We start from the raw sequence: 20,556 nt of genomic DNA, 5'->3' as shown, positions 1-20,556 counted from the left end.
TTAAAGATGTGAAAATTTTGTGATGAGGCTATAAATATAAATACTTGATGATAAGTATTCTTTAACGTTATGTAAAGATTCTATAGCACTTCAGCGACTACAAATGTACTTCCCCCTATGAAAATGAGATCGTTCATCGCTGCATTCTTCTTTGCCGCCTCAACTGCCAGACTAATGGTGTCGAAAACCTGACCATTTAGCTCATACTTTTTAGCTTCAGCAGCTAAATCTGCAGCAGGTAATGCCCTTTCTAACCGTGGTTGACAGAAGTAATAAATAGCATTTACGGGAAGTAAGGCTAAAACACCGGTGATGTCTTTATCCTTCACCATTCCAATCACTATATGTAGTTGCTCATGATCGGTTGTATTGATGTTTTGCATCACTTCAGTAATACCGGCTTTGTTGTGTCCCGTATCACAAATGACAAGCGGGTGTTCGCTTAATTTCTGCCATCTGCCCTGAAGTCCTGTTAAATCTTTAACATGTTTTAGTGCCTGGTAAACGTGCTCTTCTGTTATTTGATAATCCTTTTCTTTTAAAATGGCTACGGCCTCTAATACCGTAAGCACATTTTTCAATTGGTAAAGGCCATTAAGGTCCAGCTTAAGATCTTTATAAATAGGAACTGCAGCTTTATAAACTGTAGTATTGAGGTATTCTTTTTCTCTGGTTGTATTTGCCAGATGGAGTTCCTGATCTGCAAAAACGATGTCACTACCAGTCTCCGAGGCTTTTTTAATAAATACCTGCTCTATTTCGGGCTGTTTTTCTCCAATAACTACGGGGATGCCGGGTTTAATAATACCTGCTTTTTCAAGCGCAATTTCGGGCAATGTATCGCCCAATATATTGGTATGATCAAGACTGATATTGGTAATGACAGATAACTCGGGCGTAATGATGTTTGTGGAGTCTAACCGACCACCCAATCCAACTTCTATGATAGCGATGTCTACTTTTTCTGTCGCAAAAAAGGAAAAAGCCATGGCTACCGTGACCTCAAAAAAGGAGGGGCTGATCTCCTCCATAATTGGCTGTTGTTGATTTACAAAATCCGCAACGAAGCTTTCGGGAATCATTTCTCCATTGATTCTGATGCGTTCCCTAAAATCTTTAAGATGAGGAGAGGTATACAAGCCGGTTTTATAACCTGCCTGCTGAAAAATGGCTGCCAACATATGAGATGTTGATCCCTTGCCGTTCGTACCACCAACGTGGATGGTTTTGAATTCGGTCTGGGGATTGCCCAGATTTTCGCACATAGCTATTGTATTGTGCAGATCTTTTCTAAAAGCAACAGCGCCAACGCGTGTAAACATTGGCAGCTTGCTGTATAAATAGTCGATTGTTTGCTTATAATTCATTTGTAAAGCCTGAGGGGGGCAAAATTACCAAAGCGAGCGAATTATTTCACTTTAAAATTGAAAACAACTACACCAATTTGAACATCCGGAGCAGATTCTGATTGTGTTAAGCGTGCGCCCATTACCGCATCTTTACATTTTTGCCATAGTTCTCTGTCATTTAAGGTTGTTCCTTTAACTCCAGGAGTGGCAGCTATTACTATTCCACTTTTATTGATACTTATCCTTACGGCAATTTTCCCTGTTTTTTGTCCATCGTCTTGCGGAGTTACCAGGTTGGTAAATTTCCTTAAGGCAATAGGAGTTTCTCCAAAACCAGAACCACCCTCACCATAATTGTTGGCTAATGGATCACCATTAACACTTCCCTGGTTACCAGGGGTAGCGCCTGTTCCATCACCACCGCCAGTTCCTTTATTGGCTTTGCCTTTATAAAGAGCATTTTGGTTGATGGTTGGCTTGGCAGGTTTACTTTCCGTTGTCGTAGCAACAGGAGTAGGGGTGCTTTTGGTTGTTTTTGTCTTGATACTTACGGCATCTTCGGTGCTTTGGGTTACAATATCCTTATCACTGGTTTGTGCAGTAGATGTTTGAGGAGTTGGCTCCTCCGGCACGACTTTATCAGGTGCCTGTTTGTTTGCATTTGGATCAGCCGATGGTTCCTCAATACTCGTGTAATCTGTTCCCATACCCTCTACAGAAGTTCCGTAATTGACTACCATACCGCCCATACCAGCTTCAACTTCGGGCTTAAAGGTACCAATGGCGATAAAAAAGCTTAAAGCAAGCAGAACCGCCATGATGCCGGTTGATATCGCCAGTGCCTTTGGGTAATTATTTTCTTCTTTAGGATAGGTCATTATTTCTTAGGTTCTACAGCAAGTACAACTTTCAGTTTCAATTTGTTTGCCACATCAAATACCTGCATGGTATTCTCTATAGAAACACCTCTGGCCACATAAAGTACAATAGTCAGATCCGGTGAGGCCTTTTGAAGCGTCTCTATCATCGGTTGCATCTGATCCAGCGAAACCTTTTGTTTATCTACAAAATAATTTAGCTTCTCATCTATAGATACAGTAACGGTTTTTTGTGCCGAAGATTGCTGTCCAGATTCAGAACGCGGTAATAATAGCTTTACTACTTGCGGATTAACTACGGCTGAGGCCAATAGAAAAAACAGCAATAGAAAGAACATGATGTCGTTCAGGGCAGAGGTATGAACCTCTACAGTCCCTTTATTTCTCTTGCGTAGATTCATTATTTACCTGGCTCCTCTAATAAATCAATAAATTCAATTGCATCAGTTTCCATTCTTAAGATGATGCGTTCAACCATCATGTTTAAGATATGGTACAATACATAGGCAATGATACCAATGATTAATCCAGTTGCAGAAGTAATCATTTTAGTATAAAGACCACCTGATATGGTTCCAATCTCAATCGCTCCTTTAATGGAAACATCATGGAAAATCGTGATTACACCAATAATTGTTCCTACGAAACCAAGCATCGGTGCAATACCGGCAATGATACCAAGAATACCAATATTTTTCTCCAGTTTAGAAACTTCAAGTTTACCATTGTTTTCAATGGCCGCTTCGATATCCTTAATCGGTCTTCCAATACGTTTTAATCCTTTTTCCAACATTCTGGCCAAAGGCGAATTGTTGTTTTTACATAAGGCAATTGCATTATCTAACCTGCCATCGTGTATATATTGTTTAATCTGAAGCATCAGATTTGATTCTGTTTTAGATGCTTTTCTGATGGTAATGTATCTTTCTACAAAAATAACAAGACCCATAAATGCTAAAAAAGCGAGTGGAAGCATTACCCAGCCTCCTTTTAACAATAGATCTATGAAATGTAGTTCAGGGGCAGGTGGTGTAACGGCCTGATTTAGGGCATTTGCGGTATCGGTAAGTTGTTGAATGGTATCAGTGGCACTTTGAATTAATGCGATCATAATTATTTAGGATTGTTTGTGTGTCTAACCGGGTAAATGTAAATTCCTGGGAGTTTTGTTGTTTCCTTCAGGATTTCAAGTTCTTTTTTTGCAGTTGATTCATCGGTAAATGAACCTATACTGATTTTTACTCTTCTGCCTGGCATATTCGCAATTTTAGCTGGAATGCCTTTCTTTTTCATCTGGGCAAGGAAGTTGTCTGCTTCCTGTTTATTTAATAGTGATGCTGCAATAATTTCATAGGAAATGACTACTGGCTTTTCTACTGGTGCTACAACTGGAGCTGCAACTTTTGCAACCACTGTATCTTTTTTAGGAGTATCGACAGCAAGGGTAGCCTTTTCATTGCTTTTTCTGGCACTGTCAACTTTTGCAATAGAATCTATTTTTAGCTGTGAGCTATCAATAATAGTTGGTATTGTATCCGTTTGTACAACTGGTAGGGCCGAAGGTTTTTTAAGAATGCTATCAAACAGCTCAGGCTTTGCCAAATAAATAACTCCAGTAAGCACGATAATGCTAACAAGCGCAATGATTACTTTCAGGTACGCTGGCATTCCCAATTTTTCAGGATCAGAATAATCCAATTCAAAATGACCAGGTCCTTTTGGTTCAGTATTCTCAACAATAACAACCGGTTCCTTAACTTCAACTTCAGGTAAGTTTTCAGGAGTTTCTATAACGACATCAGGTTTTTCTTCCTGCACTTCAGGTACAGGTTCAACCTCAGGTACAGCTTCAAACTGTGGTATAGCTGCAACTTCAGCTATTTCCTCGTACACAGGTTGATCGTCTTGTTCCTGCTCTGCTTCTTTCTGCTCTTCAGGTAATTCTGTACTATCTAAATGAGAAATAAGGACATCGTCAGTAGGTAAAGGTTCTTCCTCAACAATGCTGCCATCACTCAGATCGGCATTGTTATTTTCCAGATCCAGTTGCACTTCAGGTACCTGCTGCTGTTCCTCCTCAATAGGTAATTCGGCCGCTTGCAAAGGTACAGGTGCTTCTTCATTTCCGGTATTCAGTTCGGCCTTTAAGGTCGGTAATCCGTAAAAATCAAAGCCCAGATTACTTTCCTGTTTAGGTATAAAAGTTAAACTGCCAGTTGTGGTAGAAAAAGTACCCAGATCACCAAAATCAGATTCCTGATGACCAGAAAGTTCATCCAGTATATTCTGAGCGAATTGTTCAACAAAATATGTTGCAGCATCTACCGATATATTCTTTTGCTTACTGATCAAATCAGTAAGCAGGGTTTGCTCCTTTAAATCAGAAGTAAAGCTCAACGAATAGCTCGGTGGCAAAAACGTGTGCGTATCAATATCATACCTCCCAGGAGATTTCCTTTTATAAATGGTTCCCAATCCGGGAATTCCCACCTCTTTGTGGGTTTTTATAAGCGTTGTCAGGTATGATAATATATCCATTCTGGTAAAATTAAATTTTAATTCCGTACCAAGCAATTATTAATTGAAATGCATTAAAACGAATAAGATACACCACCAAAGATATTCATGCCAATTGCCTCATAATGTAAATATTTGCTGTACTTGGTGTTTAGTAAATTATTTACTCTACCAAAGGCCGAAAACTTGTTGTTGATCTTATAAGTTGCCCCTACGCCAAGGTCTACAAAACCTTTTACAGTAACTACAGTTTCATTATTTAAGTCGGGAATAAGGTATGGACTTGCAGGAGCAGCAGTGTAGACTTTTGCTTTGCTTTCGTCTTGAAGAGCAACAGCCGCATTTAAAGATATTTTTTTTGTAATGGCATACATTAAATCAGAACTTAAACGCAATTGAGGTTTAAACCAGCTTTGCGTTTCCGCTGCAGGTTTGTAATTCTCAAAATTCAGTTTACCCGTCCACTTTAAGGCATCACTCACCTGTACCGATAATTCGCCTTCAATACCTGTTAGTTTCATGGTACCAAAATCGTAAATCACATCAAATTTGTTAAAGCTGCTAAAGTTGTTTACAAACAAAGGCATGTCTTCGATACGTTTGTGGTAAAATCTAGCTTTATAGCCAAATCCAGGTCCACCTGTTCCTTTAATACCGCCGCTGATACTTAGTTTTTCAATAGTGTTTTTGATAAATATATTGCTATTCAAAAACGGGTTCTCATCCATTAATTGTTTCAATGAATTACGATTTACATCACCTTTCACTTCTCCAAAAATCTCTAAGTAATCAGGTATCAATGTAAAATCAGCGGTTACTGCTGGGAATATTCTGGTCGAAGAAACCGTTCCAAATTCCTGTACAAAATTAATTCCTGCATTAATTTTAACACCATTAGTCTGTAGCTTAATGTATGGGTTTAACCTTAATAAGTTATTACCAACACTAGTAAGCGCATCTTTTGTGCTGCCAAATTCTGCGGAAGCGGCAAGTCCCAAATTTAAACTGCTGATGCGCTTGTTCAGGTAACCATTTAATACGATCGAACTTTCTTTTGCCTCAAATTTATCACTCCATACATATCCGTTCAACTTCGCTGCATAACTTAAAGCATCAGGATCGTTGGTGAATTTATTGACCAGCTCACCTTCAGCTTCAAGAAAGCTCAACGCCTGTTGTTCCGGATTAGGGTTTAAAGTAGGGTTGGCTTTGTCAATGCCATAAAAGTACAAGCCGTTTCTTTGAAAGTTTAGTCGGCCACTTAAAGTTACCAGATCGCCAATGCTTCTACCAAAAGCACTTAGCTGTTGCTGGTTTGCACTTTGTTTGTTTAAGCTTCCTGATTGTCCAAAGTGTTTAAAAAATGCACCAGCCTGTAAAGCCTCATCTCTACCGATATTGATATAAGCTTCGGCTAGTGTTGTCGATGCGCTACCAAAAGCACCTTTAACATAATTGTTAATTAGCTCGGTTTCTTTCTCGGCTGCCAATTGTTGTGCTTGTAGTTTATTGATGTCAGAGTTTAGCTCGAGCTTTCTATCAGTTAAGCTGTAATTGAATTTTGCTTTATAGGTTTTAACATCGTTCAAATCCGGACTTCTTCTTAATTTAACAGCTTCTGCTAAAACAGGTTTGTAAGGTCTTACTACTTCTATTTCCTCTGTTACTGCCTTCTCTTCTGTCTTCTTTTCTTCAGTTTTCTTCTCCGTCGTTTTTTTGTCTTGCGCCACCGTATTTAGGGTACCTGCTGCAATAAAAAATAGTGTTGTATATATTAATTTGGTCAATCTCATGTCGCTTCGTCTTATTTAATTTTTTCTAATTTCGCTTTGGCCGTAGGCACAATATCATCCTTGCCATCATAGTTGTCTATGATACTCAATAGCGTACTTTTTGCCTGTAAATTGTCTTTTAAGGCTACATAGTTATCAGATAACAGTATAAAAGCCTTAGCCACCCAATAATCATAAGAAGGCATATTATTGATCAAATCAAAACATGTTTTAGTTGATGTTTTATACTCGTGTTTAGCATACTGTACTGCCGCCAGGTTATACTTAGCTTCAGCAGCAGCAAGTGTTTTAGTTTTGCTCACTACGTTGTTAAACGATTTTACAGCGAGTGTCGTATCTGCTTTTAACAAATAAGCCTTACCGGCATACAGATCCGAACTGTTTTTTTCTTCTTCAGAAGCTTTGTCCGATTCTTTAATCAGCTGTACATACTTCAACACATCATCCGGCATGTTTAGTTCATTGTATGCTTTTAACAGATTATTTAGGGCATAAGTGTAATGCACTTTATAGTCAGCCGTTGTTTCCAATCGTTTCAGATATACGATGGCTTCATTGTATTTTTTCTGATCGAGGAATAATTTAGAAATACTTACCAGTGAGCGTTCAGTGTAATCACTCGTCCAGTCGTTCAAGATATATTCATAATCAGGAATAGCCTCATTAGGGCGACCTAATTTTACCAACGATTCGGCCCTTATAAATTTAGCTTCCTTATCGTGTATCGCTTTAGGGAACTTGTCGAAGTATGCATTGATGGCTTCAAAAGCACCTTTAGCATCACCTTTTAAGTAAAGGTTGTTTGCACCCTGGAACAAAATGTTGTCTTGTTCAGCTGATGAATAGTTGCCTAGTGGGGTAGTGCCTGCATAGGTGATGAAACCCTGAGAATCTCCTTTGTCTACATAAATGTTTTTAATCGATTCTAAAGCCTGTTTAGCCTCTTCTGTACTTGCATAGTCTCTGATTACCTTTTTAAACGATTCAAGTGCCGCATCGTCTTGGTTTTGGTTATACTGTACCAAACCTATAGTTACCAATGCACGTGGTACATAACTACTGTTCGGGTACTGACTAATCAGGCTAATCAAATCTGATTTCGATTTGTCCAAATCACCTTTGTTGAAATAAGTATAGGCCATTTCAAAACCTGCATCATCAGCATAGTTTGAAGTCGGAAATTGTTGAAGCAAGCTCTGCATCGTGCTGATTTTTGCATCATTTTGATTTTCCAGGCCTTGAATCATACCGCGTTGAAACAATGCATAATCTTCGCCAGTAGATTTGTTACCTATAATCTTGTTATAATTAACTAAGGCATTACCATAGCTTTTATTCACAAAATATGAATCTGCCAGCCTGATGGTCGCATCATTTACTGTTTTCTGATCCTTATCGTTACCTCTTAAAAAACGCTCGAAGTAAGTCGCTGCTTTGCCATAACGCTCATCCTCAAAAGCCGAATAGGCAAGGGCATAATTTGCGAAGTTGTAAACGCCTGTTTTGCTGGCGCCCGGCATATCCAAAAATGTCTCAAAGTGTTTTACCGCTTCACCAAACTTTCTCAACTCATAACTAGATTCTGCTTTCCAGTAAGTGCTTAAAGCAAGAATCTCTTCATCCTGAGGGAATTTTTCTGAGCGAAGGAACATCGATAATGCATTAGGAAATGCCCTTTCGTTATAAAATTCAAGTCCTCTGAAGTAAGTTACTTTTTGATAAGCTTCTTTGGCTTCTTCCGATTTATTCTGAATAGGTTCTAAAATATCTATCGCTGCCTGGTAATTTTTACTGGTCAGCAGGATTTCTCCCAATAGTGTTTTAGCTTCGTTTAATTTACGAGAGGTTGGAAACTGCTTTAAGAAGTTTTGAGTAGCTTCCAAAGCCTGCTGATTAAATTCAAGCTCATAACTTAACCTTGCATAATTAATCCAGGCTTCTTCCTGTATCACCTTGTCAAAATCAAGTCTCGACGCTCTGAAGAAAGCACTTCTCGCTTTTTCTTTATTCTTTAACTGTAAGAAGGAACGGCCCAGCGTATACATCCCGCTTTGCAGGTAAGTATCATCGGTATTCAGCTTCTCTAATATCGTTACCGATTCACTGTATCTTTTTAATTCGAATAATGAATAACCGTACTGATAGATGAAAAGGTTATTCTTATTGTTTGATTTATCTTTTACATAAAAATCCTTGAAATACTTCTCGGCATTTACATAATCAGATTTTGCAAAATAAGAAGCTGCAATCAGACTCAGCATTTCTGCTTCGTATTGTTGCTTTGAGGTTTTTAAAATAGGAATAGCATAGCTGATTACATCATCGTAACGCTCATCCAGGTAGTACATCGAGGTGATATAATAGGGATAGCTTGCTTCATAAGTAGGCGAGCCTTTTAGTTTTTCAAAATTGCTTAAGGCTGTTTTATATTCCTTATTCAGGTAATTGATATATGCAAAGTAATAGGTGGCACTTTCCTGATAAGGTGATTTTTCTTTTTTCACCGCCTCAAACAAAGGCTCTGCTTTTTCCATGTCTTTCAGTTCAAAATAAGCGTAACCTTGTTTAAACTGATATTCCAATCGTTGTTTACCAGAAAGGGTAGAAGGGTCAGTTTTTTCGAACCATTCTAATGCTTTCTCATAGTTTTTTTGTGCGAAGTAGGATTTACCTACATGAAAGTAAGCAAGTTTTGTATTTGGATTTAGGGGATAATCTTTAATAAAGTTTTGAAATAAACCTTCGGCATCGCGGTTACCTAATTCTAAAGCACAAACGGCCGCATAAAACTTAGCATTTTCTTTAAGCAATGATAACTCTGCATTGCTTTCCGGTTGGGTTCCTGGCTTTTGTCGCTGTTGCTCTACCAATCTAAATTGTTGCGCTGCAGCTATATATTTCTCATTATCCAGTAATTCCAAACCACTTTGGTAATTCTTGTTCAGGTTTACGAGTACACTCGTTTGCGCGTAACCGGCCGTAAAGCCACCTGCTAGGAGTAGCGGAATAAAAAAGTATTTTTTTGACATCTGATTTCAAATATGGTTGGTACTAATATAGATATAGTAATGGGTCTTATTAACATAAGAAATTAACATGTGTTGATAACACAGGTTTAACGATTTTTAAAGAAAGTTCGTATCGACTCTTTAAAAATATCTGATATCTATGAAATTGAATTTGCGTTGAGCAGGTTTTTTAGTCGTTTTGAGCAGCTAAAAGATAGAGTACCGCCATGCGTACTGCTACACCATTTTCAACCTGTTCAAGGATGATAGATTGCTTACTGTCAGCTACATCACTAGTAATCTCCACACCTCTGTTGATCGGCCCCGGGTGCATCACAATGATTTCTTTATCCAGGTTGTCAAGGATCTGTTTATTCAGTCCGTACATCATGGCATACTCTCTTAAAGAAGGGAAGTATTTGATATCTTGGCGCTCCAACTGTATGCGTAGCATATTAGCTACATCACACCAGTTCAATGCTTTGATTAAGTTGTGTTCTACTTTTACACCTAAACTTTCAATGTGTTTAGGGATTAAGGTTGTAGGGCCACACACCATTACTTCTGCTCCTAGTTTTTGCAAGCAAAGGATATTAGAAATGGCTACCCTTGAGTGGAGTATATCACCAACAATCACTACTTTTTTACCTGCAACGTCACCCAATCTCTGGCGGATAGAGAAAGCATCTAGTAAAGCTTGTGTGGGATGTTCGTGCGCACCGTCACCCGCATTAATAATTTGGGCTTTGATGTGTTTGCTTAAAAACTGACCTGCACCTGCATAAGGATGTCTCATCACCACCATGTCCACTTTCATGGCCAGGATGTTGTTTACCGTATCAATTAGGGTTTCACCTTTACTTACTGAGGAAGAGGAAGCTGCAAAATTAACTACATCTGCCGAAAGTCGTTTTTCAGCCAGTTCAAAAGAAAGTTTGGTACGGGTAGAGTTTTCAAAAAATATATTGGCAATAGTAATGTCTCTTAACGAAGGAACCTTCTTGATGGTTCTATTAATTACCCCTTTAAAATGGTCTGCAGTTTCGAGGATTAATTCGATATCATTCCGGTTAATATCTTTGATTCCTAAAAGATGTCGGGTTGATAATTTTTCTACTGCCATATTATTTATTGCTTTCTGATATTAAGATAACTTTGTCTTCTCCTTCTGTTTCTTTCCAACTTACCCGCACTTGTTGCGAGACTAACGTATCTACCTGTAACCCGATATAATCCGGTTCAATAGGTACGTGTCTTGAAAAGCGTCTGTCTATTAGCACCAACAACTCCACTTTCGCAGGTCTTCCGTAGGCTAATAATGCATCAAGTGCAGCTCGGATAGTCCGCCCTGTCCACAATACATCATCAATTAAGATTACGTTCTTGCCTTCAATAATAAAATCTATGGTATTGCTGTTTGCTGAAACGATTCCATCTTTCCGTCTAAAATCATCCCTAAAGAAAGTAATATCTAAATTACCTTTCTGAATGACGCTTTTTTTCAGGACTTCCGAGAGTTCGTGTTTAACTCTATCGGCAAAATAGCTGCCTCTTGGCTGTATGCCAATTAAAACAGTATTAGAAAAATCGTTGTGATTCTCAATTAATTGATGACAAAGTCGCTTAATTGTGATCTGGAATTTTTGACCGTCTAGCAGTGTTCGTTTTTGCATTGACTTAAAGATTATGCAAATATAGCCAAAATTTGGAACCTCAAATACATAAAAACGCTTTTAAATTAAAATAATGTAAAATGCGAATGTAGCAGCTTGTGCTTAAATAGGTTATGTATTTAAATTGGAGGCTCCATATTTATGGGCATATATTTATTAATTTACTAAATATCGTTTACTGTAATTTATCTTCATCAGGTCGTACCTTTTGAATTGGGTTTTTAGCCTTATCTGAAAATCGGTATAGTTCTTTTTTTCCTTAGGGCTCCATAAAATCTCACTTAAAGCATCCAGTCTCGGGAAAAGCATATATTCCACTTTGGCTGGATTGGTAATGTATTCAGACCATAAATTGCCTTGTCCACCCCAGATGTATTTCGCCTCGGCAGCATTTAATACCGCGGGTACGGGTTCGTAATCATATACCGTTTTTAGCGGCAGATATTTGGACGCAGTAAGCGAATCATCTTTTAAAAACTGACTATGGTTAAAATACATCATGTCCTCTGGTGTCATGATTACTTTATGTTTCTGTTTTGCAGCAGCAATGCCACCCTTTTCTCCGCGCCAGCTCATCACAATCGCATTAGGGGCCAGTCCACCATCAAGTATTTCATCCCAGCCAATTATGGTTTTACCCTTGCTGTTTACAAATTTTTCTATCCTGTGGATGAAATAGCTTTGCAGGCCACTTTCATCTTTTATACCATTCGCCTTCATGATTTGCTGTGATACTGCGGATTGTTTCCACCAGATTTTTGAACCTTCATCACCACCAATATGGATGTACTTGGATGGAAACAGGTTCATGACTTCCGTTAATACATCTTCAAGAAATTTAAAGGTCTGATCGGTAGGCTGGAGCACATTGTTGAACTTATTGAAAATTCCCCAGGTCTGGGCCACTTCATATTTTTTGGAAGGCTCGGTGCCAAATTGAGGGTAGGCGGCCAGTACTGCCATGCTATGTGCCGGCATTTCAATCTCAGGGATGACATTGATGTATCGGTCTGCGGCATATTTGATCACTTCCTTAACCTCTTCCTGGGTGTAGAATCCACCATATCTAAGGCCATCATTACCTGTTCCAGGATATAAACCTATAATGGAGCCATTACGCCATGCACCGATATTGGTTAGCTTAGGATGTTTTTTAATCTCTATTCTCCAGCCATGATCATCAGTTAAGTGCCAATGAAAGTTGTTTAGTTTATGGTAGGCGAGGTAGTCAATGTATTTTTTAATGAAGGCCACATCAAAGAAGTGTCTGCTTACGTCAAGGTGCATACCGCGGTAACCAAAGCGAGGATGATCGACAATTGAGACAGAAGCAACGTGTATTGGAAAGGTTTTATTGTAGGGTAAAAGTTGGAGTAAGGTTTGTATGCCGTAGAAAACTCCCGGACTAGAGGTTCCTATGATTGAGATATTCTCTTTAGAGGAGTTTAATATATAGGCATCATCGAATTCACTAACTGTTGTATTCAGTACTAAGTTAATCCTGTTCGCTGTGCTGTCTTTACTAGTTATTCCAAGTTTGATTTGAAAATACTTGCTTAAATATTCGTTTAAATTGTTTGCCGACTTTAATAAAGAGCTGTCTTTAACTACAATCTTAGTGTTTTTGTTTATAATAAATGGGGGCAGTTTTTTTTTGATCTCTAAATAGGCAGGCTGAGGAATGATTTGCACTTCCTGGGCTGATAGCCGGTTTGCCAACATAAGTAAAAGGCAAAACATCGCAATTCTTTTCATAGTGGTGGTTGGGATTTGTGTGTGATTGCAAAATACTAAAAAATGCAGGCAAAAAAAAAGCATCCCGGTTAGGGGATGCTTTTAAATATATAAGCTTTAAAGATTACTCGCCTTTTTTGGCTTTGTTTTCTTCACCTTCCATTTGTTGTTTTAATTGTGCAAGCACGCCTAAATCACCTAATGTAGATTTTTCAACTGAATCTTTAACTTTTTTCACTGCACTACTAGAAGCTTTAGCTTCTTTTTTCTTAGCACTACGCTCTTCTGCAACAGCTTCAGCTTTAGCCTCTTCCCAGATACGGGCGTGAGAAACAACGATACGTTTAGCATCTTTGTTAAACTCAATGATTTTGAAGTCATTAGTTTCTTCAGCTTTGATGGTACCACCGTCTTCTTTAGCCATGTGTTTAGTTGGTACGAAACCTTCTACACCATATGGTAAAGCAATAACAGCACCTTTATCAGTTACTTTAACAACAGTTCCTTGGTGGATTGAATCTAACGTGAAGATAGTTTCAAAAGTATCCCAAGGGTTTTCTTCTAATTGTTTGTGACCTAAGCTCAATTTGCGGCTTTCAACGTCTAATTCTAATACAACTACGTCTAATGTATCACCAACTTTAGTGAATTCGTTAGGGTGGTTAACTTTTTTAGACCAAGAAAGATCAGAGATATGGATTAAACCATCGATGCCTTCTTCGATTTCTACGAATACACCGAAGTTAGTCATGTTTTTAACTACAGCAGTATGTTTGCTTCCGATAGGATATCTTTCAGCAACATTTTGCCAAGGATCTTGAGTTAATTGTTTGATACCTAAGCTCATTTTACGATCATCTCTGTCTAAAGTTAAAACTTCAGCTTCGATCTCATCGCTAACTTTCAAGAATTCTTGTGGGCTACGTAAGTTTTGTGACCACGACATTTCTGAAACGTGGATTAAACCTTCAACACCTGGAATGATTTCTAAGAAAGCTCCGTAATCAGCTACAGTAACAATTTTACCTTTAACTTTAGAACCAACAGCTAAGTTAGTATCTAAAGATTCCCAAGGGTGTGGAGTCAATTGTTTTAAACCTAAAGCAATACGTTTTTTCTCGTCATCAAAGTCAAGAACAACAACATTGATTTTCTCATCTAAGCTCAATACTTCTTTTGGATGCTCTATGCGGCCCCAAGAAATATCAGTGATGTGAAGTAAACCGTCAACGCCACCTAAATCGATGAATACACCGAAGTCAGTGATGTTTTTAACTGTTCCTTCTAATACCTGTCCTTTTTCAAGTTTAGATACGATTTCAACTTTTTGGCTTTCTAAGTCATCCTCAATAAGGATTTTGTGCGATACAACTACGTTTTTAAATTCGTGGTTAATCTTAACAACTTTGAATTCCATTGTTTTACCCACGTATACATCGTAATCGCGGATAGGTTTGATGTCAATTTGAGAACCAGGTAAGAAAGCTTCAACACCCATGATGTCAACGATAAGACCACCTTTAGTACGGCTTTTAACAAATCCGTTGATGATTCTGTCATTGTCAAGAGCCTCATTAATAGACTCCCATGATCTTTGGGTTTTAGCTCTTTTACGAGATAAAATTAACTGGCCGTTAGCATCTTCAGGGGCTTCCACGAAAACGTCAACTTTGTCGCCAACTTTCAAATCAGGTGTATCACGGAACTCAGAAGTTGATACTAAACCGTCAGATTTAAATCCTACGTTTAATACTACGTCTTTGTTGTTGATTGAAACAACAGTACCACTGATGATTTCACCTTGGTTGATTTGATTGAAAGTATCGGTATACATGTCTTCAAACTTTTTACGGTCTTCGTCACTGTAATTTCCGAATGCTTTGTCGTCTGCATCCCAGTCAAAATCTTGATCTGGTGTTGCTAATGATGATTTGATCTGTTCGATCGACACTGAATCAGCTTCTGACTCAATGGTTTCTTTCTCAGCCAGACGAGCGTCTGCGCCTTGTAATTCGGCTGTTTTAGCCTCTAGTTCTTTTTCTGCTACTTGTTTTTTAGCCATTAAAATTAAATCTCCTTTTCCCGTGTGGGACGGCAAAGATAATAATTATTCTTTTTCCAACAAAGAAATTTTAGATAAATGTTGTTGATTTAGAACAGATTGTAAAGGGATTGCACAGCTTTCGCTATGCATAGCAGAAAAATAGGCAAAATTTTGGATTCATTAATAGAAGAGAAAAAGGGGAGTGCAAAACGTCCCTCGGAAAGTTATGCAACCCGCGCTTTAAACTTGTCGCGGTAATCTTTCGGAGTCATTCCCGAGCTTTTCTTAAACAGTTGTCTAAACGCCTTTAGGTCGTTGTAGCCAGAGTTTAACATAATCTCGAGGATGCTTTGATTGGTCTGTTCCAGTAATTTCTTGGCTACTTCTATTCTCGTTTTCTGTAAATACTCGATCATCGTATTTCCAGTTGCCATTTTAAACCTGCGTTCAATGTTTCGCCTGCTTGCTGGTATTTGCTGGAGTATATCATCAACGGTAGCCGCTTTATTGTAGAGGTTTTCAATACAAAGTTGTGTTTGAGCAACCAAATCATCACCATGATCCTTGGACGGTATGAAGGTGCCAAAATAGCTTTGTTGTCCACGGTTCATATCTATAGCAAATACTTTGGCCATTCTTACCGCAATTTCTCTGTTGCCATAGTTATGAATTAGTCTTAACAATAAGTGAAAGGTACTTGTAGCACCACCACTGGTATATATTCCATGGTCGTAAGTAATTATTTCATTTGCTCTTAAAAAAACATCTGGGTAACTCGCCGCAAAAGAGGTGCTGGCATGGATATGTGTAGTTGCACTTTTTCCATTTAACAAACCACTTGCGCCAAGTAAAAAAGCGCCTGTACAAAAGGAAGCGATTTCAACTCCATCTTCGTGTTGTTTGCATAACCATGGAATGAATTCTAGGTTCTCTTGGATGGCCGCGGCTAAATCGGAAGAGGAAAATGCTGGGATAAGCACCAAGTCATGCAGTCCTGCTGATTTTAAAGGCTGTGGTTTATGCTTGTTAAAAACAGGAATTTGATTATCACTGTTTTCGGCATAAAGTACATTCACTTTAAACAGCGGTTCTTCACCATTGGCTTCATAATGGCTGTTTACCGTGTCAAATACATCTAATATCGCTGCTATGCTTAGCAAACGGTATCTATTGGTCAATAACAAAGCTACTTGTGTCATTATTATTTCGATTGGGGAGATGCAAATTAGAAAAAAATACGGCAAAAAAGAAAGGTCAGTTGTTATGAAACAGCTGACCTTTCTTTTTAGTTTTTAATTAAAGTATATCCTGACTTATACCTGGGCTGCTTTTTTTCTTTTGCGTCCACGCCAAATCATAAAGCCTGTTATAGGTAAACTTGCGGCAATTAAACTGGCCAGAAAGGCTGCTATTTTTCCCGGTAGACCGGCAATTGCACCAATATGGATATCATAATTCATCCTGGTTATTTTATCTGCCAGGCTTGCATTTGCCAGTTTACCATAACTATGGGTAACTTCCATCTCTTTTAAAGAATACTGATCGTAATACAGATAATTGGCTTTCCAATAGGTATCCGTATCTGGATTGATGGCTACTTCTATGGCCGACTTTGCATTTTCGGGAACATGTACTTCAAGACCGCCAGTATAACCAGGTAAGTTGTTTAAAGTTTGTGCCCACAAAATGTCCATAGCAGGCTTCTTACCTATAGCTGAGTTTACTAAAGTGGTGTCCGAATAACTTTCTGCAAATGGAGTCATTTGTTCGCCACCAGAAGAGATCCAGTAAACAGATTTTGCAAACCATTGAAAACCCATTACCAGGCCTGTTATGGCAATAAAAATAAGAATCCAGGTCATGTAAAAACCCAGTACATTGTGTAAGTCATAATTTACCCGTTTCCATTTTGCGCTCCATTTAATGCTAAACCTCTTTTTACTCGCTGCTTTGTTTTTTGGCCACCATAATACCAGACCAGAAATGAGTAAGCCAAGAAACATTAGAGTAGCTGAAGCTAGAATAGGTTGCCCTATATTTGGTGGAAGCCACAAGTAATAATGGCCCATAATCATAACCCTGAAAAAGTCGTCATCCATGTTTTTAACCTTTAGCACCTCACTGGTATAAGGGTTCAAAAACACAATCCAGTAATATGAAGGATTTTCAGCGAAATAAACAACTTGTGATGCTTTTCCTTGTTGATAGCCAACACTATGGGCGTGTTTACCTGGTAATGCCTCATCTGCAATCTTTTTAAGTAAAGAGGGCGCCATCAAAGCCCGTTGTTCTGCTTTGGCAAAACGGTAAGGCTGCGTGATATTCTCAATTTCACGTTCAAAGGCCAGTATACATCCGGTGATGCCTAAAAAACACACAAATAGCCCGGATGTTAATCCGAGCCATAAATGTACTTGTCCGGTCCAATATTTGAACCTATATTTCTTTTTACCCAACATTGATGTTACTAGAATTTGTAAGCAATGCTTAGTCTATAATTTCTTGGTGGATCACTTTGCCAGTAGTAATAATCTCCATAAGAAGCTCCACTATAAAGATACTTGTCAAGGATGTTAAACACGTTGGCCGTTAAGCGTATTTTATCTTTTTCCCAAAAAATACCCCCATCTAGCTTAAAGTAGCTAGGCAATTCCTGAGTTCCGGAACCACCCCATGACCATGTGCTACGGTCGGCCAGGTAACTGAAACCACCAGATACTCCGGCGCCTTTTAATTCTCCTTTTTGAATTTTATAGCTTAACCAAGCATTGGCATTGTGTTTAGCGTATCCAGTTATTTTAGTTCCAACTGGAACTATCTCTCCATAAACCTCAGTTTCTTTGCTTACTCTCGAATCTGTAAGCGCGTAGTTGGCTACCAGGTTTAATCCAGGTAAAATTTCTCCACGTAAGTCAAACTCAATACCTTTTGTAGTGCTTTGTCCCAACTGTAAAGAGAATGGGGCTGCAGGTGTACTGGTTGGATCAGGTGATAATTCATTATTTTTAAGAATACGGTATGCAGCAACGGTGGTGTTCCAACGGCCATCAAACCAATCTTTTTTTATTCCAAATTCAATATTGTTTCCTGTAATTGGTTTAGGTTGTTCGCCACTTTTAATAGAGCCTGTTTGTGGGATGAACGTTTGGTCGTATAAACCGTAAACAGAAGTTTGATTATCAATAGAAACACTTAAACCAACTCGTGGGGTAAACTTTTTGTCCTCTGTATCTGAATTATATTCAGATTGTTTTACGTAGGTATATCTTCCTGCAAGTGTTAAACGGATCTTGTTTTCTAAAAAACCAAGCTCATCTTGTACGTACAAGCCAGTGTAGGATTGATTTACACGATTATTCGCGCCTCTTTGATACAAACTTTTACTGCGATCAAATTGAGGTATTCCATTTACAGGAGCGCCATATACCGGGTTGTAAATATTAAATGGTTTAGTGGCATTGTCAAGTGGAAATGTTTGTCCCCAATCATAAAAACGCTCTTTATCACCTACATCTAAGCCCACTAAAATGCGATGCTCAATAGGTCCTGTAGTGGCATGGCCATTTAAAAATACCTGACCAAATTTATAATTCAGTGCGGCATCAAAGACGTACAAGTCGCGAATTATATCACCATTTGCGGCTACAGATGATGGCCATATATCGCTTGATTTTTGATTAAAATCTACGTAAGCTAACTGTGCTGTAAGTTTCCAATTGGCATTGAAATGGTGCTGCATGTTTAAAAATAAGCTATGCTCCTTTGCAATGTTTGGTTCTAAACCAGGCTCAGACATGGTAAAGTTTCTTGGTAGTGTAGCAAAACCATTTGGTGCAAAAACATAAGCTGAACCAAGATCTGATAATTTGACGTGCTGATAATTGTACTCGGCAGTTAATAAGGTTTGATCATCAATTTGGTAACTAATTACAGGGGCAATGCTATAACGATCGTTATACTCATATGGACGGTGTGAGTTTTTAGTTTGTCCCATTAAGTTTACCCTGTACAACAGTTTTCCAGATTTGTTTAATTTACCATCCAAATCAAGTGTACTGCGGTACATATCATAACTACCTAATGTAAAAGAGGCTTCTCCGTTAAAATCTTTTCCAGTAGGTTTTTTAGTTACCACATTGTAAATACCACTTGGTTCACCATTAGACATCATAAAACCAGATGGACCTTTCACAAATTCGATATGGTCTACAAAACTCATATCTTCTGTAAGTGGACCCCAATCAGATGTTAAATTTATCCCATTTCTAAAAGCTGCGGCCCTTGCACCACGCGTATTTACACGGGTATAGATATCGCCCCAATGCTCTAATCTGGTTACACCACTTACATTTCTAATTACGCCATCACTCATACTGGTAATTTGCTGATCGGCAAGTGTAGCAGAAGTAATGATTTGAATATTTTGTGGCACTTCTAATAATGGTGCATCCAATCTTAATGAGGAAGAGGGGGCGTCAACTTTATATTTCTTTTTATTACCCGAAACTACAACCTCATTTAATTGATCTGCGCTTTCGGATAAGTTGAAGTTTATGTTAATTGTTTGGTTGCCAGAAACCGTTACTTGTTTTTCTGCACTTTTTAAGCCTATCGCAGAAACTCGAATGGTGTAATGGCCATCTTTTATTTTTACGAAACTATATTCTCCTTGGTCATCTGTAGTTACTGCAATCCCTTTTCCCTTCAATCCTACACTAACATTAGCTGCGGCTTTTCCGTCGGCTGTTAATACTCGTCCTTTTATGCTATTGCTTTGTTGGGCAAGCGCTGTGATGGAGAATAAGGAGAGCAGTGTTATTAAATTTAATAGTCGAAGTTTATTCATGTTGTTATTTAGATTAATTCTATTCGTCGGCAAATATTGCATCTATTTTGTTACGAACAAAATTTATTTAGAATTATTCTAGTTAATATATGTTTGAGCTACCCTTTGCTGCAATTATTAATCGGTTTGAGTGTTAGTTTGGGTTCGTTGACGTGTGATCAACAAACCCAAATACAACAATTAAGCGAATTAAGCTAGCTTGTTTAATTCATCATTAACGATACTAGCGGCCAGAATTACGGCATGAAGGTTTTCGTAATAAGCGATCAGATTACCACGTTCGGCATTAGTTAAGAAAAATCTCTTGGTATAGAAGCTTTGTTGGATCATTCGCCAAAGCATTTCAAGGCTTGGTTTTAGGATTAAATCTATTGCAAGATTATTATAATAATTACAAACACAAAGTTTTCCTGTAAAATATTATGATATTATTTAAAGATATTATTTTTATTGCCTAATGATTATTTTAATCAATTGAGAAAATAATGAGTCTATGATCCTCTTTGTCGTTACGTTGTTATATTATAAGGAAATAAAATTAATTTAAAAGTTTATACAGCGGACGTTCATCTAAAAAGTTGCTTTATAAGTAACCGTATATAGTTCGCTATAAACCCGGACATTACCCGGACATTACTCGGACATTACCCGGACATTGCCCGGCTGGAGCCGAATAGTGTCCGGTTAATGTCCGAGTAATATCAGTGAATTAAG

The 20,556-nt window shown here is 38.2% G+C and carries 15 protein-coding genes; all 15 read right to left on the bottom strand.

Annotated elements, in window-relative coordinates:
* Positions 1-80: 80 nt before the first annotated feature.
* The gene (locus tag EZ444_RS12050; protein ID WP_131609105.1) at positions 81-1,367 is read right to left on the bottom strand and encodes a bifunctional folylpolyglutamate synthase/dihydrofolate synthase; all 1,287 of its coding nucleotides are present in this window, start codon (positions 1,365-1,367) and stop codon (positions 81-83) included.
* Positions 1,368-1,408: 41 nt separating this feature from the next.
* Positions 1,409-2,227, bottom strand: coding sequence for an energy transducer TonB (locus tag EZ444_RS12045; RefSeq protein WP_131609103.1), 819 nt, complete (start codon positions 2,225-2,227; stop codon positions 1,409-1,411).
* On the bottom strand, positions 2,227-2,628 hold the full coding sequence (locus EZ444_RS12040) for an ExbD/TolR family protein (RefSeq protein WP_090785820.1): 402 nt from the start codon (positions 2,626-2,628) through the stop codon (positions 2,227-2,229). Before EZ444_RS12040 ends, EZ444_RS12045 begins: the two co-directional genes overlap by 1 nt.
* A complete protein-coding gene (locus EZ444_RS12035; RefSeq protein ID WP_131609101.1) occupies positions 2,628-3,338 on the bottom strand; it encodes a MotA/TolQ/ExbB proton channel family protein in 711 nt (236 codons plus the stop codon). Before EZ444_RS12035 ends, EZ444_RS12040 begins: the two co-directional genes overlap by 1 nt.
* A 2-nt stretch (positions 3,339-3,340) precedes the next feature.
* Positions 3,341-4,765, bottom strand: a complete 1,425-nt coding sequence (locus EZ444_RS12030) for an HU domain-containing protein (RefSeq protein ID WP_131609099.1) — start codon at positions 4,763-4,765, stop codon at positions 3,341-3,343.
* A 53-nt stretch (positions 4,766-4,818) separates the two neighbouring features.
* Positions 4,819-6,537 carry a porin family protein gene (locus EZ444_RS12025; RefSeq protein ID WP_131609097.1) on the bottom strand — a complete coding sequence of 573 codons (1,719 nt, stop codon included), beginning with the start codon at positions 6,535-6,537 and terminating at the stop codon, positions 4,819-4,821.
* An 11-nt stretch (positions 6,538-6,548) separates the two neighbouring features.
* Complete coding sequence (locus tag EZ444_RS12020) at positions 6,549-9,566, bottom strand: tetratricopeptide repeat protein (RefSeq protein ID WP_131609095.1); 3,018 nt, start codon at positions 9,564-9,566, stop codon at positions 6,549-6,551.
* A gap of 169 nt (positions 9,567-9,735) precedes the next feature.
* Entirely contained in the window at positions 9,736-10,668 is a 933-nt protein-coding gene (locus EZ444_RS12015; RefSeq protein ID WP_131609093.1) for an aspartate carbamoyltransferase catalytic subunit, read from the bottom strand.
* A 1-nt stretch (position 10,669) separates the two neighbouring features.
* On the bottom strand, positions 10,670-11,218 hold the full coding sequence (gene pyrR, locus EZ444_RS12010) for a bifunctional pyr operon transcriptional regulator/uracil phosphoribosyltransferase PyrR (RefSeq protein WP_131609091.1): 549 nt from the start codon (positions 11,216-11,218) through the stop codon (positions 10,670-10,672).
* Positions 11,219-11,374: 156 nt separating this feature from the next.
* Positions 11,375-12,973 (bottom strand): beta-N-acetylhexosaminidase, encoded by a 1,599-nt coding sequence (locus tag EZ444_RS12005; RefSeq protein WP_131609089.1) that lies wholly within the window; start codon positions 12,971-12,973, stop codon positions 11,375-11,377.
* A gap of 103 nt (positions 12,974-13,076) precedes the next feature.
* Positions 13,077-15,014, bottom strand: coding sequence for a 30S ribosomal protein S1 (rpsA, locus tag EZ444_RS12000; RefSeq protein ID WP_131609086.1), 1,938 nt, complete (start codon positions 15,012-15,014; stop codon positions 13,077-13,079).
* A 206-nt stretch (positions 15,015-15,220) separates the two neighbouring features.
* Complete coding sequence (locus EZ444_RS11995; RefSeq protein WP_131609084.1) at positions 15,221-16,195, bottom strand: GlxA family transcriptional regulator; 975 nt, start codon at positions 16,193-16,195, stop codon at positions 15,221-15,223.
* A gap of 114 nt (positions 16,196-16,309) precedes the next feature.
* Positions 16,310-17,455, bottom strand: a complete 1,146-nt coding sequence (locus EZ444_RS11990) for a PepSY-associated TM helix domain-containing protein (protein WP_131609082.1) — start codon at positions 17,453-17,455, stop codon at positions 16,310-16,312.
* 8 nt (positions 17,456-17,463) lie between these two features.
* On the bottom strand, positions 17,464-19,842 hold the full coding sequence (locus tag EZ444_RS11985; RefSeq protein WP_131609080.1) for a TonB-dependent siderophore receptor: 2,379 nt from the start codon (positions 19,840-19,842) through the stop codon (positions 17,464-17,466).
* Positions 19,843-20,031: 189 nt separating this feature from the next.
* Positions 20,032-20,172 (bottom strand): hypothetical protein, encoded by a 141-nt coding sequence (locus EZ444_RS27215; RefSeq protein WP_165503599.1) that lies wholly within the window; start codon positions 20,170-20,172, stop codon positions 20,032-20,034.
* Positions 20,173-20,556 lie beyond the last annotated feature (384 nt).

The organism is Pedobacter hiemivivus, from assembly GCF_004331685.1.
Classification (GTDB): domain Bacteria; phylum Bacteroidota; class Bacteroidia; order Sphingobacteriales; family Sphingobacteriaceae; genus Pedobacter; species Pedobacter hiemivivus.
This window is presented reverse-complemented; position numbering and strand designations above follow the sequence as displayed.